At 43.5% G+C, this 14,793-nt stretch carries 13 protein-coding genes; 9 read left to right on the top strand and 4 right to left on the bottom strand.

Annotated features, from left to right (window positions below; genetic code table 11):
• Nucleotides 1-45: 45 nt before the first annotated feature.
• The 8 genes from D6M16_RS16560 (at nucleotide 46) to D6M16_RS16520 (ending at nucleotide 9,000) form a co-directional block, all read left to right on the top strand.
• A complete protein-coding gene (locus tag D6M16_RS16560) occupies nucleotides 46-1,395 on the top strand; it encodes a tyrosine-type recombinase/integrase (protein ID WP_162941079.1) in 1,350 nt (449 codons plus the stop codon).
• A 16-nt stretch (nucleotides 1,396-1,411) separates the two neighbouring features.
• Nucleotides 1,412-2,851, top strand: a complete 1,440-nt coding sequence (locus tag D6M16_RS16555; protein WP_120512914.1) for a KAP family P-loop NTPase fold protein — start codon at nucleotides 1,412-1,414, stop codon at nucleotides 2,849-2,851.
• Between the two features lie 719 nt (nucleotides 2,852-3,570).
• Nucleotides 3,571-3,831, top strand: a complete 261-nt coding sequence (locus D6M16_RS16550) for a hypothetical protein (protein WP_120512913.1) — start codon at nucleotides 3,571-3,573, stop codon at nucleotides 3,829-3,831.
• 300 nt (nucleotides 3,832-4,131) lie between these two features.
• A complete protein-coding gene (locus D6M16_RS16545) occupies nucleotides 4,132-4,503 on the top strand; it encodes a hypothetical protein (protein WP_120512912.1) in 372 nt (123 codons plus the stop codon).
• Nucleotides 4,500-5,081 (top strand): hypothetical protein, encoded by a 582-nt coding sequence (locus D6M16_RS16540; protein WP_120512911.1) that lies wholly within the window; start codon nucleotides 4,500-4,502, stop codon nucleotides 5,079-5,081. The genes D6M16_RS16545 and D6M16_RS16540 overlap by 4 nt, the downstream gene beginning before the upstream one ends.
• Complete coding sequence (locus D6M16_RS16535; RefSeq protein WP_120512910.1) at nucleotides 5,081-5,470, top strand: hypothetical protein; 390 nt, start codon at nucleotides 5,081-5,083, stop codon at nucleotides 5,468-5,470. Before D6M16_RS16540 ends, D6M16_RS16535 begins: the two co-directional genes overlap by 1 nt.
• Before the next feature lie 312 nt (nucleotides 5,471-5,782).
• Entirely contained in the window at nucleotides 5,783-6,328 is a 546-nt protein-coding gene (locus D6M16_RS16530; protein ID WP_120512909.1) for a recombinase family protein, read from the top strand.
• Nucleotides 6,329-7,839: 1,511 nt separating this feature from the next.
• Complete coding sequence (locus D6M16_RS16520) at nucleotides 7,840-9,000, top strand: MFS transporter (RefSeq protein ID WP_120512907.1); 1,161 nt, start codon at nucleotides 7,840-7,842, stop codon at nucleotides 8,998-9,000.
• A gap of 673 nt (nucleotides 9,001-9,673) precedes the next feature.
• Here the strand turns inward: D6M16_RS16520 and D6M16_RS16510 are convergent.
• Entirely contained in the window at nucleotides 9,674-10,579 is a 906-nt protein-coding gene (locus D6M16_RS16510; protein ID WP_120512905.1) for an ROK family protein, read from the bottom strand.
• A gap of 89 nt (nucleotides 10,580-10,668) precedes the next feature.
• Here D6M16_RS16510 and D6M16_RS16505 point away from each other — a divergent pair, with 89 nt between their 5' ends.
• A complete protein-coding gene (locus D6M16_RS16505; RefSeq protein WP_120512904.1) occupies nucleotides 10,669-10,884 on the top strand; it encodes an acetyltransferase in 216 nt (71 codons plus the stop codon).
• Here D6M16_RS16505 and D6M16_RS16500 read toward each other — a convergent pair.
• The 3 genes from D6M16_RS16500 to D6M16_RS16490 are packed head-to-tail and all read right to left on the bottom strand — an operon-like array spanning nucleotide 10,881 to nucleotide 14,502.
• Nucleotides 10,881-11,507: a PqiC family protein gene (locus D6M16_RS16500; RefSeq protein WP_120512903.1), complete on the bottom strand. Its 627-nt coding sequence runs from the start codon at nucleotides 11,505-11,507 to the stop codon at nucleotides 10,881-10,883. The genes D6M16_RS16505 and D6M16_RS16500 overlap by 4 nt on opposite strands.
• Nucleotides 11,507-13,153, bottom strand: coding sequence for an intermembrane transport protein PqiB (gene pqiB, locus D6M16_RS16495; protein WP_120512902.1), 1,647 nt, complete (start codon nucleotides 13,151-13,153; stop codon nucleotides 11,507-11,509). Before pqiB ends, D6M16_RS16500 begins: the two co-directional genes overlap by 1 nt.
• Nucleotides 13,150-14,502: a paraquat-inducible protein A gene (locus D6M16_RS16490; RefSeq protein ID WP_120512901.1), complete on the bottom strand. Its 1,353-nt coding sequence runs from the start codon at nucleotides 14,500-14,502 to the stop codon at nucleotides 13,150-13,152. The genes pqiB and D6M16_RS16490 overlap by 4 nt, the downstream gene beginning before the upstream one ends.
• Nucleotides 14,503-14,793 lie beyond the last annotated feature (291 nt).

Genomic DNA, 14,793 nt, shown 5'->3' with positions numbered 1-14,793 from the left:
GCATTGGTAGGAATGAAATTAAGAATCATTGGAAGACTAAAAAATATGAAACAAGACACCAGTGAAAGTACCCTCTTAGCTCTGTATGAAGAATTAACTGATTTTCAAATTCTGGATGATGCTTCAAGTTCGTACAGACGGAAGTCTGAAACTGAACACCATTATGACAGGTACAGCTTCTATGAAGATGATGTCAGAACTTGCCTACAAGATGGTCAGTTATTCGATTTTTCAGGCGTCACAGAAGCTCAACCAAGCTCAGTAAAGAAAGAGGCACGTGACTTTGCTTCATTGTTCTTGAGGCTTGTAGAAGCTCGCACTGAAAGGTTTTTCAGAGGCCACACAAAGGACTTCGATGAACTGTTAGAACATGCTGAGAAACTAGTTCCTGAGAAATCTACACCTATCACAACAACAACTGTGACACCTGAACAGGTAGAGCCTTATCTTTTGTCACAGGCTTGGACGGACTTTGTTAAAGATAAGGGATACGACACCACATCTGGCAAAGGGAGAGAATTCCAGAAACATTATGCTTTTATGGTGGCCCTTTGGGGCGATGTCGACGTAGCAACAATCACAAAACGTACTTTGCGTGAAAGCTTATCCCGTTATGCACAACTCCCAAAAGCTAATCAAGGTCGGTTCCACAGAAAATCTATAGAAGAACTACTGAAGATTCCTGTAGAAGATATTCAACCAAATCAACAGATTAAAGCATCCACAGCTGAGGGCTACCTCAAGCTTCTTCAAAGTTTCTTTAATGCTTTCCTCTATAAGAAAAATGATGTGTATGATAGGTCGATAACCGAAGGATTAAGCATCGAGGTTGATGATTGTAGATACGCCGCCTATAGCTCGGAAGAAATTAAGAAGCTAGAAAACCACGTTATATCCGAAGAATCACAGTACAAAAAATGGTCAATACTTCTTGCCATATATACAGGAGCTAGACTAGCTGAAATTTCATCCTTTTTGAAAGATGGTGCCAGAAAAGATGAAGCAACCGGGATTCACTATTTCTTCGTAGAAAAAGGTAAGACACATAATGCTACTCGGGTTATCCCTATTCATCCGAGGCTGATTGAGTTGGGGGTTTTAGACCTACCACCTATTGAAGCTAAAGAAAACACTATCTACCGACACCTGAGTAAAATCCTGAAAAGTCTAGGAATTCCCAAACAAGACGAAGATGGCTATGACAAAGTGTTCCATTCCTTCCGTCACAGCTTCATCACGCAGGCTATCACACAAGGTCTTTCAAAAGAACTTGTGCAGGTGGTTGTTGGTCATAGCAGAAACCTTGGGATAACTGACAGGTACGTACACACAAAACCGTTGGACCAGTTAGAACTACTGAAAAACGAAGTGATTGATAAAATCAACTTCAACTGAAAAGGACTTCTGATACATGCCTTCTATCAATACTGATACGGTAAAACACAAAGATTGGTTGAAAGACAAAACCTTCGATAACTGTTTATTGAACAGAAAACAATTCGGAGAGTTTTTGGCTGATTATGTATGCAGCGAGCGAGATGGCTTTGTCCTAAACCTAGACAGTAGTTGGGGAACAGGAAAGACAGAGTTTCTTCAGAGATTCTACACAGAGCTAATCAATAGAAACCACCCCACCATCTACATTGATGCATGGGAATCTGATTTTAGTGATAATCCCTTGTCCGTAGTTGCTAGCGAGCTTCTTCTTCAGCTTGAGAAGTTAAACTCAAACATTGGTCAAGATTTCAGTAGCGCTTCACGAGTCCTCGGAAAACTAGTTAAAGGAAGTATCATAGGTGCTGCTGGATACTTAGGTAAGAAGTATCTTGATGATTCCACTACAACGGTTGAAGTAGCTAAAACCTTGCTCGGTGATGATGAGGTTGACCCTAAGCACCTGATGAAGAAAGTCAAGGAAGGTCACCATCAACAAGTTGAAGCAATCAAAGAAGTCAGAAGGACTCTAAGCCAGTTGGCTGAGGTACTGAAACAGAATTTAAATACCAACATTCCGGTAGTAGTTCTGGTCGATGAACTCGACAGATGCCGTCCCAGCTACGCTGTAGAAATGTTGGAGGTTATAAAGCACTTCTTCACGACTAAAAGCTTTGTCTTTGTGGTTGCAACGGACACAGAGCAACTTTGCCACTCGATTCGAGCAATCTACGGTAATGATTTTGATTCTACCCGTTACCTAAAGAGGTTCTTTGACAGAAAAGCAGTTTTGCCGGAACCTGACATTGAGTCATATGTCCTTGCAAAAGCACCAGATTTCTCAGAGTACCAACAGAACCTTAATCTATATCCCAAGTTTCCTGATGATGGCACATCCCTTGCGTTGCACATCTCATATGCTGCTCAAAGTGCCGGATTAGGATTAAGAGACCTAGACCAGTTAATTGCCAGATTTGAAGCGTGCTTAAGAGTCGCAAATAACATGTTTTTAAAGAATCCAACAATCAATCAAAGCATTTCAGTACCCATACTTTTGATGGGGTTAATTGAGTTTGATAAAGATGACACTCGGTTTAGTTCAAGGTCTACATCTAAAGCAAATATGACTACTTCTAGCTTTAATGGCCAGACACCCTTAGCTATTAGGAGTCAAACCTATGAGGGCCTAACTCAAAGATGCTTGGAGTTGATAGCAATAGATTCTTCTGAAGTGGGAAAAACTTATGAGTTAAACGATTACGTAACCGAGTTCGCTAACCAGTTACATCCCTTAAATTTAAATTCAAGTGGTTTATTGATTGTTATTGAGTCAATTTTCTTGATTGAAAATTCAAATAAAGTTTGGAACTGGGATGACCACAAGAAAATAATAGAGTTATCCGGCTACCTAGAATAGCCTCCGCAAGCCACTCTAAGCAACTTTAACCAAAACCTGAACACTGACATCAAATAACCAAGAAAACCCCTCAGAATGACTTACAGAGCCCCTCAGGGGCTATTATGGGCTCATATCTCGCTGTGATTGGTGATTGAGGCCCCTAATAGGGATTATACAGCCCACTTTTAAGCTTGATGGATTGGAATCACCAATCTAACCAATTAGAAGTGGTTGCAGACTCCCCTGAAAGAGGCCTAATAAATGACCTTAAAAATATCTTCTAAACCATCAAAAACCAGAATATAGTGATAAAAATCACGAAATAAGGATATTTTTATTGTGTTTTTTTAAGAATCACCTATGAAACTATTGACTTTTTCCAGATTTTGTGATAAACTTTATTGTATTATAAAGATATTTGAGAGAGTTTTAAGAAACACTTGATTTTGTTTCTATTTGGTTTATTCGTTTTCTTTCATATTTTGTAAGTTCTATTGAATAATACTTATAGATGCTTATCAAATATCTTAAAGATAACCTCTTAAAGGTTAAGTCTTACCTTCCCCAAGCAAGTTCTTTCACTCCCACTGTTCGCAGTGATTCAAACAACAACCCCCTAACAACAAACTGAAGAATCTTCTGACAAACCTGTTTAGGCTTACTACGCCTTCAAAAATCTCCTTAACGATTCTAAACAGGTTTTTCAAAGGATTCTTCTAACTCAAAAAGGAGAACACATGATAAACAAAGACCAATTAATTCAAAGCCTTGTTGATTATGACAAGACCCATTCTGACAAACTTACCAAATTCCTGTTTTATGGAAATCAGAAAAATCCAGATGCAATTCACCGTATTACTGGACCATCTGGGTTGCTCTATATCACTGATAACCTGCATAAATTCACTAAAGAGTTTGGTATCCGAGGTAGCAACATGAGTAACGTCATTAATGGGAAGCTTAAACAGACAAAGGGATTTACGAGTACAGCAGGTTAATATTCGGTGACATTCACTAAACTAAAGAGCCACTCACAGATACCCCCCTAAATCACCCTGTACACCCCTCTAAGCAATTCAACCCCTAAGGGTATAGTTTCCACCAGATTCACAGAAAAACCTCCCGGAATCGTTTACAGGGGCTTTTAGATGTGTATCACATTTTAATTTCTAAGTGCGAAGCCATGGCAATTGGAAATCTCCTGCATTCAATCTGGATGCCTCTGGTTCTTCATTGAGTTCTTCCAGAGCTGAGAAAAATAGAACTCCTACATCAACTCAACATAGGAGACAACATTTATGAACACAGTCAGACTTAAACTATCTGGAAACAAAGGGTTACTCTCTCATAATCAGTTAATCAGTGACCGAGAAAGCTCAAGCACGTATGCAAGATTTTTCAAAGAGAACATGAAGTATACCAACTCAAACGAAGCACTTGCGGCAGCATTTCAGGAAGAGAATTTCATGTTAATTCATGCAGATAACTTAGAGGAAGGATTCCGACTACTCGAACATAGGTTGAACGCGGCAAACGAGTATAAACAGCGACAAGCAGCCTTGAAAGCGAGTGACAGAGCTGAGAACGAGCGCAGAGCAATGATGCGTGAAAAGGAAGCTCAAAGAAGCTCTGAGAAGGCATTTCAAGAAAGATTTCAGGTGACCTCATGAAGAACATGATTGACACAACCTTCACGGTTAGACACCAGCAAATCCACCTGATTCAAAATGGAAAACTAATGCCTTCAAAACGTTTTACAGATAAATCAGCAAAGGATTATGCAGATAGATTCATCGAACGTGAGTATCGCCAGAAAGTGAAGCGTATCAATTTAGAATCTACCTCCGACTATCACCCTACTTTTGAAGACTTGAAAGGATTTCCCCGCATACTTATCACAGGCTCAAACGCTTATCAAAAGGTGATTCTTTTACAAGAACTCATTCTAGCTGGCTTTCGTGTTGAGGCTCGCAGACAGCAAGCCAATGTGAACCCAATCACAGACTACTCTCTTATCAAGTCTGACGAAATGCAGTCAGAGGAAATTGCAGCTATCCGGGAAGCAGGGGTTGCAGACTACCGTGATTATGTTAACGAGTTTAATCTGGCTAGAGAGGATGCTATCAAATCTCTCCAGACATCTGTTAAAGCCCGAAAAGAAATCTCTGACAGAAACCATGCAGAGCTGGTGGCTGAGAAAGCAAGGGAAGATGACCTACTAGACGAACTATTAAAGGAGATAAACTAGTGAAAGATTACAGAAGTCAACTAGAAAAGAAAATTGAAGCATTTTTGAGTAACGGGGAACCACACCCAAAAAATCCTAAATATTTTCAGACTGATACCAGCAAAAGCAATCTTGATAATAATGTTGATGCATATATATCAGTATTGAAATCTAGAGGGAAATCATCTGAGGTTATAGAAACAGACACCTACAAGTCACTTCAAGGCGCGTCTATCACATCCTCCGGAACGCTTCTGGACAGTGATTCAGGTATGGAGTTTATCACCAGCCACTCACTACGTCAGTTCGCCCAGAATAATCCATTTAAGTTATGGTTATTACATGCTAGGAAGTTTTTGGATTTACCTGAAGAAACGTTAGAGACCATGTACAACAGCTACCGAGGGTAATCTTCCCAACTCCCCCCAAAATTTACTGAGCTTCATTTTGTTTTTCTAAAATTTCCCCCAAATTTTTCAAGTAACCTTTTGGTTTTACTGTTGTTGGTGTTGGGTATTAAGCTACCCCTTACGGTCTTTGGTAGGTATCTCAGGATTTCCGCATATCCTTGCCGCATAACCTCAAACACTCCCCAGTTGGCTTAACCTGTCCCAAAAGCATACCTTTAGAGACCGTCTCACCAACTGTATCAAAACCTTTGATTTTTAGTTTTAAGACAGTTAGACTCAAAATATCTTAAGGGTTTTGAGACGGATTGAGTTATGGCAAATGTAGGTTATGTAAGGGTCAGCACAGCAGAACAGTCAACAGATAGACAGCTAGCAGATGTGACACTAGATAAAGTCTTTAGTGAAAAGGTTTCCGCAAAAACTATTGATCGGCCTCAGCTTGATGCATGTCTCGAATACCTTCGCGAAGGCGATACACTACACATTCACAGCTTGGATAGGGTGTGTAGGAGTGGCGCAGGAGACGCTGTAAAACTGGTGGAGAGGATGAATGAGAAAGGTGTCTCTGTTCAATTCCACAAAGAAGGAATGCGTTTTGATGGCTCTATGAGTGCAGCTCAGAAAGGCGTTCTAAGTATCTTGGCCTCTGTAGCTCAAATGGAGAGAGAGCTAATCCGAGAGCGGCAGATAGAAGGAATTGAAGCAGCTAAGGCCGCTGGAAAGCATTTAGGGAGACCTAGAGCAAGAGCAACCAAAGAAGATGTTATCAACCTTTTGGAAGCTGGAGTATCGAAAGCACAAGCTGCAAAACAACTAAAAATTGGTAGAGCAACTTTGTATCGTCTACTTGGTGAATGAACTACAACATGAATCATAAGAAGCCCTGACTGGTTAGCCAATCAGGGTATTTTTTTGCTCCCTACTAAGCAGGGTCACCTCGACTAAAGAACTTGTAGATCGATGCATACATAGTGACTATAAAGTTGAAAGCCTCTGACCAATCCCACCAATCCAGAATTGCCCCCAGTATAGAAATACTAACCAAAGCACTCGTAACAGCTATGAGCAATTTGATTAAAAGTGCGAATATTTCGAATATTGCCAGAATCTTACTTCCACCTGCTACTTGCTGCTCTTCGCTCATTTGCCCTCACTGAATCTCAAACATTAACCTTTAAATTTAACACTAGCCCCTTAAACACACTGTGACCTTCATTACAGAAACCTCACAGAATCCCCTGTAATCAATTTTAAGAGATCAATAAAAAATCACATAGTGTGACAGGGGCAATCAGAGATATCCTCTTAGGATGCCGTACAGGGGCTTTATTCATTGTTTTTACAGATATGTGGAAGAGTTGCTCAGGGGTAAGGGGGTGAGGCTGACAAGCTTTTAAGAAATTCTTAAGGAGTTGAAATTGTGTAAATAAGGCAAGATAGGGCTATGTGAGCCAAGTCTATCGAATTATCGTAATTCATTGATTTTAAAGTTATTTTTTAGATTTAGACCAGAGTGCATAAGTCATTGATTTTGCTTGAATTATGAAAATTAAGGCTCTCCAACTGGGACACATCTTGATACACTAGCTGGTACGCGGTAAAATTTGACGCACTATTAATCAATAGCTTACTGAAAACTGCGCATAAAAAAAAGGCACTGTTCCCCCGCTACGCGGAACAGCACCACAGTCAATCATCGACAAAATGTACCTACACTCAGTAGTCTGCAGTGGCTTGGAGATCGCTTGTAATCAGTGACCTGCAAGATTACAAGTGTTCACCACCACAGCCTGCTCATAATAAAGCACACATCGTGCCAACTTTATAAGTCGTTGATTTTAAATAAATCGATGCAATTCCTTCCGCCTGTCATCCAAAAACAACCATAAAAATTTGCACTGGATAAGTGAATCTTTGCACCAAAAAGAACTACCGGGCCTCTTTTCACGAGGCTAATGCTGACAAATAAACAAAAAAGAAATTATTTTATGCTGTCAGCCCATTACTGGTTAAAAGTTAACCACAAGCATTTGATAGACAACAAATATTTACACGTCTAAATAGTTGACCAATCCCCACTTTTTATAATTATAAGCATATGAATAATAACAACTAATATTATAGTTAACACCATTTTAACCAGATTAAACACTAACAGCTCTAAATAGCCAGTTTTCTATATAATATGTGTTAGAAAAACCGACTTTGGATATTACTTTTTCTCATTTTACCTTCACCGTTTTTCAGTCCATATTCTGCGCAATATACACAGGCGCTGCCTGTAACGTCTTTGCGCAGGTCACCTCAAAGCTGTTGACCCAAACGGCTCCCCTGCAAGGCCTGCACCCTTTAATTTGGAGATTACTGTAGTGAGTCATATCACTGCTACGCGTCAGTCCGGCGGTATTTTTGTACCGGTTGCCGGCCTGGCGATTTTTGCTATTGCATCAGGTTATCTAATGAGCCTGATCCCACTGACGTTAAGTTTTTTTTCTTTGCCAGCATCTCTGGCAAGCTGGCTGGCAAGTACGTTCTATTTAGGGTTACTGATTGGTGCATTGCTAGTCGAAAAGGTGGTGGCTCGTGTCGGGCACAGAATTGCCTTTGTCAGCTTTCTGGCACTGCTGGCAGTCACAATTGTCATTATGCCGATAGTCCCTGAGCAATTAACCTGGCTGATTGCACGCTTTATTGCCGGTATTGCTGTAGCAGGAATCTTTGTGGTCGTTGAGTCCTGGCTACTGATTGGTGATAACAAAAAAGAACGAGCCAAGCGTCTGGGTTTATACATGACAGCCCTGTACGGCGGCGGCACGCTGGGACAGTTTGGCATTGGCTTCATTGGTGTGGAAGGATTGCTGCCTTTTGTCAGTATTCTGGTTTTGATCGCTCTGGCAACTTTACCCGCACTGGCCTGCAAGCAATCACAGCCGGCTTGCGAACAACACATCAGCCTGTCTGCCCGCCAGGTATTTGCTCTGAGCAAACCCGCGGTGCTGGGTTGTTTCGTCTCTGGTTTTGTCATGAGCTCTTTATACGGTCTTTTACCCATTTCATTGCAGATGCAAAATCTGACAGCAGAGCAAATCGGCGGCTTAATGGCTTCGACCGTTCTGGGTGGTATGGCCATTCAGCCTGTTGTCAGCGCGTTATCCTGTAAGATGAGTAAAACCCTGCTGATGGCAGCGGCCTGTCTGTTAGGTATTTTTGCAACCGGACTAATGAGCCTTATTCCCGGTTACAGTATTATGGTGGTGGGTTTGGCGCTGCTGGGTATGTCTTCTTTTGCGTTGTACCCAATTGCAATCTCACTGGCGTGTGATGAGCTTGATTCGTCAGTGATTGTATCGGCAACACAGATCATGCTCTTCAGCTACAGTTTCGGTTCTGTTGCCGGCCCGTTGGTCGCCGGTACCTTTTTGGAGCAGGAGCACGGACTGAACAACTTCTTCTTTGTTGCTTTAGCTAGCACGGCGGTTTATATGCTGATTGTCAGTATGAAGCAGAAACCGCAGATTGTGGCGGGGTGACAGGCGTTCTTCCGAATAAAGAAATTTCTGGGTAGAAAAAGAGCGGGCGCAACTTTCGTTGCGCCCTTAGGTCTTACTTGCAGCAATCCAGCTACTAATGTGCTCCCTGCATCATTCCTTGATATTGCTGTATCCTTCAGCGTTTCCCTAAATCTCCATCCCGGAGGTGTTCCACTTGGTCTTACCCTGACCCATTGCAACGTCCTGTTACAACTCTCTTCTCCTTCCTGGAGGTGTCCCTTACTTCTTCCTGAAGTGGTCCTTATGTCATCCTGACCAGTAAGCATCCTACCTACCGTATCGAATCCATCCGATTGTTCCCTTCACAGTCCTTGTCGATACACCTTCCTGATGCACCTGTCTCATCCTGAGACTGCCAAACTCCGTGGCCTGTTCCTGTTCCGTTCCGTCAGTTCCTTCCGACGCGGTACAGATTACTCGATTCAGAATTCTGCGCAACGAACGGAGATCACACTTTACATGTCAATTAAAGCAACAACTCAGTAATTTAACCTATCAGATTGAATGATAAAGATTATTTTATTTCACGCGAGAATTAACAGCAGTGAAATAAACGTAATCTCCCACGCCATTGTGAGATATCTCTTACAAGGTGAGTAGGTGATATCTTAATACATGCTTTTATCTTACTGTCAGACAGAAACCAATTTGCTTATTTCACTAACATCGCAGCACCAAAAACGCCTGCACTGTCCCCTAAAATCGGTTTCACAACAGGCGTTTTTAACACTGAATTAAATAAATGCGGCATTATTGCCTGCCTGCCCTCATCGTATAGCTTGTCTATATTGCCAACACCACCGCCGACGATAATCACATCGGGATCCAAAATATTAATCACCTGCGCAACAGCCAGTCCAAAGTAGTGAATTAATCGCTCCTCCACATACCTTGCATCCACATCGCCCTGCTTAGCCAGGTGCATGATGTCGTTCAAAGATAAGTACTCACCGGTCCTGACATGATAAGCCTGCTCCAAACCCGGCCCGGATATCACGGTTTCGAGGCAACCGAATTTTCCGCAATAACAAGCCCGACCTTGCGGTTCGATAACATTGTGTCCCCACTCACCGGCTATGCCATGCAAGCCAGTAATGACTTTGCCGTTAACGACAATTCCGGCGCCCACCCCAGTTCCCATGATAATGCCAAAAACAACGTCAGCATCAGGGCTCACTTGCTGAACCACACCTAATTGCGTTTCTGCAAGCACAAGGCAGTTTGCATCGTTAGCCAGCCTGACTTTCACATTCAGTAACTCAGCCAAATCAGCATCCAATGGCTGGCCATTTAACGCCGTGGAATTACAGTTTTTCATTACGCCAGTTGCAGGATCCAACGCACCAGGCGTAACAAAGCCAATCGCATTCGGGTAGCAACCCAGTTGCTCAGCACAGCTATCCACCAGCAACTTTATTCGTTGTAGCAGATGCGTATAACCTTTGTCAGCCTGGCTGGGAATGCGCTCACGAAGTACGCAGCGATCATCTGAGCGTGCCATCACTACACACTCCACTTTTGTGCCTCCTAAATCTATGCCCCAATAATACTGATCCATTAAAAATCGTCCTTTTCCACGCCAGAGATAAAATCGACCATAATTAGAGTACCCCTTCCAAGACCTGATGACTGCTGGAGGTTGGTACTATGTTTTTGAAAGAAGCGAAAACCGGGGATCTGGTTGATGTGGTAGACATGGCCTCACTCACCAACCCCTTTAAACGCCATGTCACTGTACAGTTTCAATCCGGTGAAGATCTGGCTGATCCTGTCTCGATGGACAAACAACACCTGGCTTTCCCGTCTGGTGAAGGACTGCCTGAGTGCTGGATGAACGGGTATTACCGATTGCAACAACGTTAAAGGCTGCTGCGCTCCCCGGAATACAAAGTCACAGCTGACAAACGCTGAGCGATCTGAGTGGTAAGCCGGTTCACCGCTTCCGACAAGGCGTCCACCTGCGCACTGTACCCTGGCTCTTTTAAAGGGACCTGAAAACTGAATGGCTGCACAGTTTTCAGGTCTCCGGTTTGTCCGGTTAAGATCCACTCACCAGTAAAATACGCTGAACCACTGAAATGACCATTAAAAGCATTTACCCTGACTTGCAGTTTGGGCACATTGACCGTTTTTATCGCTGCCGATAACTCTGTCGGCCAGTAACGTGACTGCTTCAGGCGCAGATCGCCGTTAATACGACGTGTAAGTTGACGGGTAATATCTTCGGCCCACAGATTTTGCTGCGCCTGGACCACAGCTGTGTGACTGGTTTGATAAACTAACCCTGTACCCGTTAAATGCAGCGCCATCTCAACCGGTGATACCACTAATATTGGCTGTTGTGTGACCAATGCAGGCACCGATTGCTCAGGCGACTGAGGCAACAAATAAGTCGTAATATCAGATTCTTCAGGCTGACTGCTGCAACCTGTCAATGCCAACCCGGCCAGCCAGACGGCAGATAGTAAATAGCGACGAAAATTCATTATTGTACTCCTGCTGCAGGTATCGGGTCTTTACCTTTACTGTCCGAAAAAATCAGCGAGTTAGGTTTGTCGTTCACTTGTCTCAGTACCGGTTGCAACTCTTTCATCACCTGCTCAAACCGTATCAGCACCTGTTCGAGATTACGGTAAGTCGCCCCGTCAGAACCGTAACTGTTTAACGTTGCCTGAATTTGAGTCAAGCTGTTTCGCAGCTCGGCTGGTATGGCTTTGGTATCCTGCTGTGCAAGCAGCACATTCACACTTTTTGCAGCCTGCTCAGCGGCTTTCAATGTACGCTCAGTCGCGACCAGTGTCTGATTCAGCCCATTGAGGGTGTTTTCCACAGGCAGATTATTTAGCTTATCGAGTAGCGAAGCGACCTGTTTCTGAATCTCTGCAAATCCACCGGCTTTGGTGGGGAAAACATCATACTCCTGATAGGTCAGCAGTCTGGGATCCGGCTCTTCCGGGTAAAACTCCACATCCACCATTAATTGCCCGGTTAAGAAATTAGCTGTTTTCAATGAAGCACGTAAGCCTTCCCGAAACTGATGACTGAGCTCTTCCTGTAACGTCTGCAGGTTTTCAGTACCTACATACTCCTGCACTCTCGTGAGTTCCAATCTGGCAAGAACCGGAATTTGCTGATTAGAAAAGCCGCGGGCTTGGTTGGGTAAACGCAGGGGCACTTTGGACACAGTACCAATGCGGATCCCACGGTATTCAATCGGCGCCCCTTCACTTAAACCACGAACCGATTCGTCGAACAGCAACACATATTCAAGGTACTGATCATAAAAACGCTCCCGTACTTCATTTTGATTGTTGTAAAGCCGAAACCGGCTGAGTTGTTTAGTGATCAATTCGCCAGGTTCAGCTCCTTGCGGAATGTTAAAACTCACTCCCCCTGTGATGAGCGATTCCACCGAACCGATTTTCAGATTAAAACCCTCAGCAGACATATTCAGTTCGACACCAGAGGTTAACCAGAACCGGGTGCGTTTCCGAATCAAGCCGTCATAAGGTTCAAAAATAAAAAGCTGATAATTGGCTTTTTTGGATTGAGTATCAAAGCTGACCTGCTCCACCCGACCGACAGTAAACCCTTCGTAAAGAACAGGATCACCAACGCTGAGCTTTCCTGCCTCATTGTGGGTCAGGATCAAACGTAATCCTTTCGCATCCAGTGGTGCAACCGGGGGGATATCCAGAACAGTGAATGTTCGCTGTTCTTCATTCTTCACGCCGGGCTGCAACTCAATATACGCGCCGGATAATAAGGTTTCTAACCCGGAGATCCCTTCCTTGCCGATGCGCGGCTTCACCACCCAAAACCGCGTGTCGGTTTTCAACATTCTTTCAGCGTCTTTATCCATCTGGGCTGTCGCTAAAATTGAATTGTAATCATCACTGAGCTTTACATTGGTAATAACACCTACTTTGACATTCAACGCTTTGATTTCAGTTTTACCCACTTCAAGGCCTTCTGCAGTATTGAGCTTAAGTATTACTTCTGGACCTTTACTGGCCAAAAACTGTATCAGCATCCAAAAGCCAATCAATACAGCAACAATCGGGACCAGCCATATCAGTGATAACTGTCGAATCTGACTGACTTCAGCCTTTGGCGGCGTTTGCTCGCTCATGAATGGGATTCCTTCTGAATAATGGTCGTGTTCGCACCTTGTTCAGGCTTTGTTGGCGGGTCTGTTTTTTCTCCTGATAACGCGTTATGCCAGAAAACACGCGGATCAAACACCATCGCTGCTAACATGGTCAGTATGACAACCGAAGCAAAAGACAACGCTGCCGGCCCCGGATAAATCGCCATCAAATTCTGTAACTGCACCAAAGCAACAAGCAGTGCTACAACAAAAATATCAATCATCGACCACCGGCCAATAAACTCAGCCAACCTGTATAGCCTTAAACGCCGAATAGCTTTTCTGTCTTCATCGTCATTCTTTCGTGCTGCCGCAAAAAAAAGCCATCCAAGTGCAAAGATCTTCACCAGAGGGATCACCACACTGGCGAGAAAAATTACCATGGCGATAGGATAGGATCCGTGGTGCCAGAGCAGGACAACCCCACCAATGATGGTTGAACCTTCCGATTTTCCTAAGCTTACCGTGTACATCATCGGATACAGATTTGCCGGAAATAAAAAGACAGCTGAAGCCAGCAATAACGCCCAGGCATATTGCAGGTTTTTAGCAGGTTGATAAGGGTGTAGCTTCCCACCGCAGCGAATACACCTTTGATGGTGTTGATCAGTAACAGGGTTTAGCTGCGCGCAAGTATGGCAGGAAATATGGTTACGTGAATGGTGGCTGTCGCCCGCTTTTACTTCCGGCAATGGCACCATAGGCGCAAACTGCAGCCAGAGCCAGGTTCTGTCGACCATAGCGACACATTTCACTATCAACACTGTATAAAGGCAAAATGCCCAGAATGACATCCCCAGCCCGACATCTGCCAGCGCAGCAATTTTGATCAGACTGACCAGAATGCCTATCAGGAAAACATCCACCATCAGCCAGGGTTCTATACGAAGAGTCAGCCGGCACAAACTTTTGACTCTGTGGCTGACACTATCACTATCAATTTTTCCATGTTCAGCACTTACCCAATACAGATATAACACCGAGGTGATATAACAGGCAGGTAAAATGACAACTGTCATTAACAGTAACAAGCCCAATAAACTGTTCTCGAACTGAGCGAGCATCTGAGCAGAATGCATCAGGGTAATTTCTTGCTCAATACCTTGCACACTGAAGGACATGAAAGGAAAACTGACACTCAGTACCAGCATAACCAGACAAGCAATGCCGTAAGCCAATGTCCGCTGCTGAGGGTGTTTGATAGTTTTCATCAGTAAATGCCCACATCGCGGGCAACATGCACGCTGTCCCGGTTCTAACACAGGCAGCGCAACCACCAAGCCGCATTCTTCACATCCAGTTATCCCTGCAGTTTGCTGCTCGTGCTGCATCTTGTCCTTACCTCTTTGGGTGGCCATAAAACCAGTATAGATAGGGACGCTTTAAATGAGGGTATTTCTTAAGAGATAAAGCGTTCAAATACAGAGAGATGAATCATGCTGGAGGAGTATTATCGGGACAGACACTTTAGCTAACACAATTAGCTTTGAAATGATCTTGTTGGGACAGACACTTTAACCCATGAAGACACCACTGATTCAGACCAGTAAAGCGCTTATGCTTCAAACAAAAAAACCAGTGGCAAGCCACTGGTTTTTGTACTGTCGATATTGTTATCGAAC

Origin of the sequence: Photobacterium salinisoli (assembly GCF_003614885.1) — a bacterium.
GTDB lineage: Bacteria > Pseudomonadota > Gammaproteobacteria > Enterobacterales > Vibrionaceae > Photobacterium > Photobacterium salinisoli.
The sequence above is the reverse complement of the archived record's forward strand: the minus strand, read 5'-3'. Positions and strand labels throughout refer to the sequence as shown.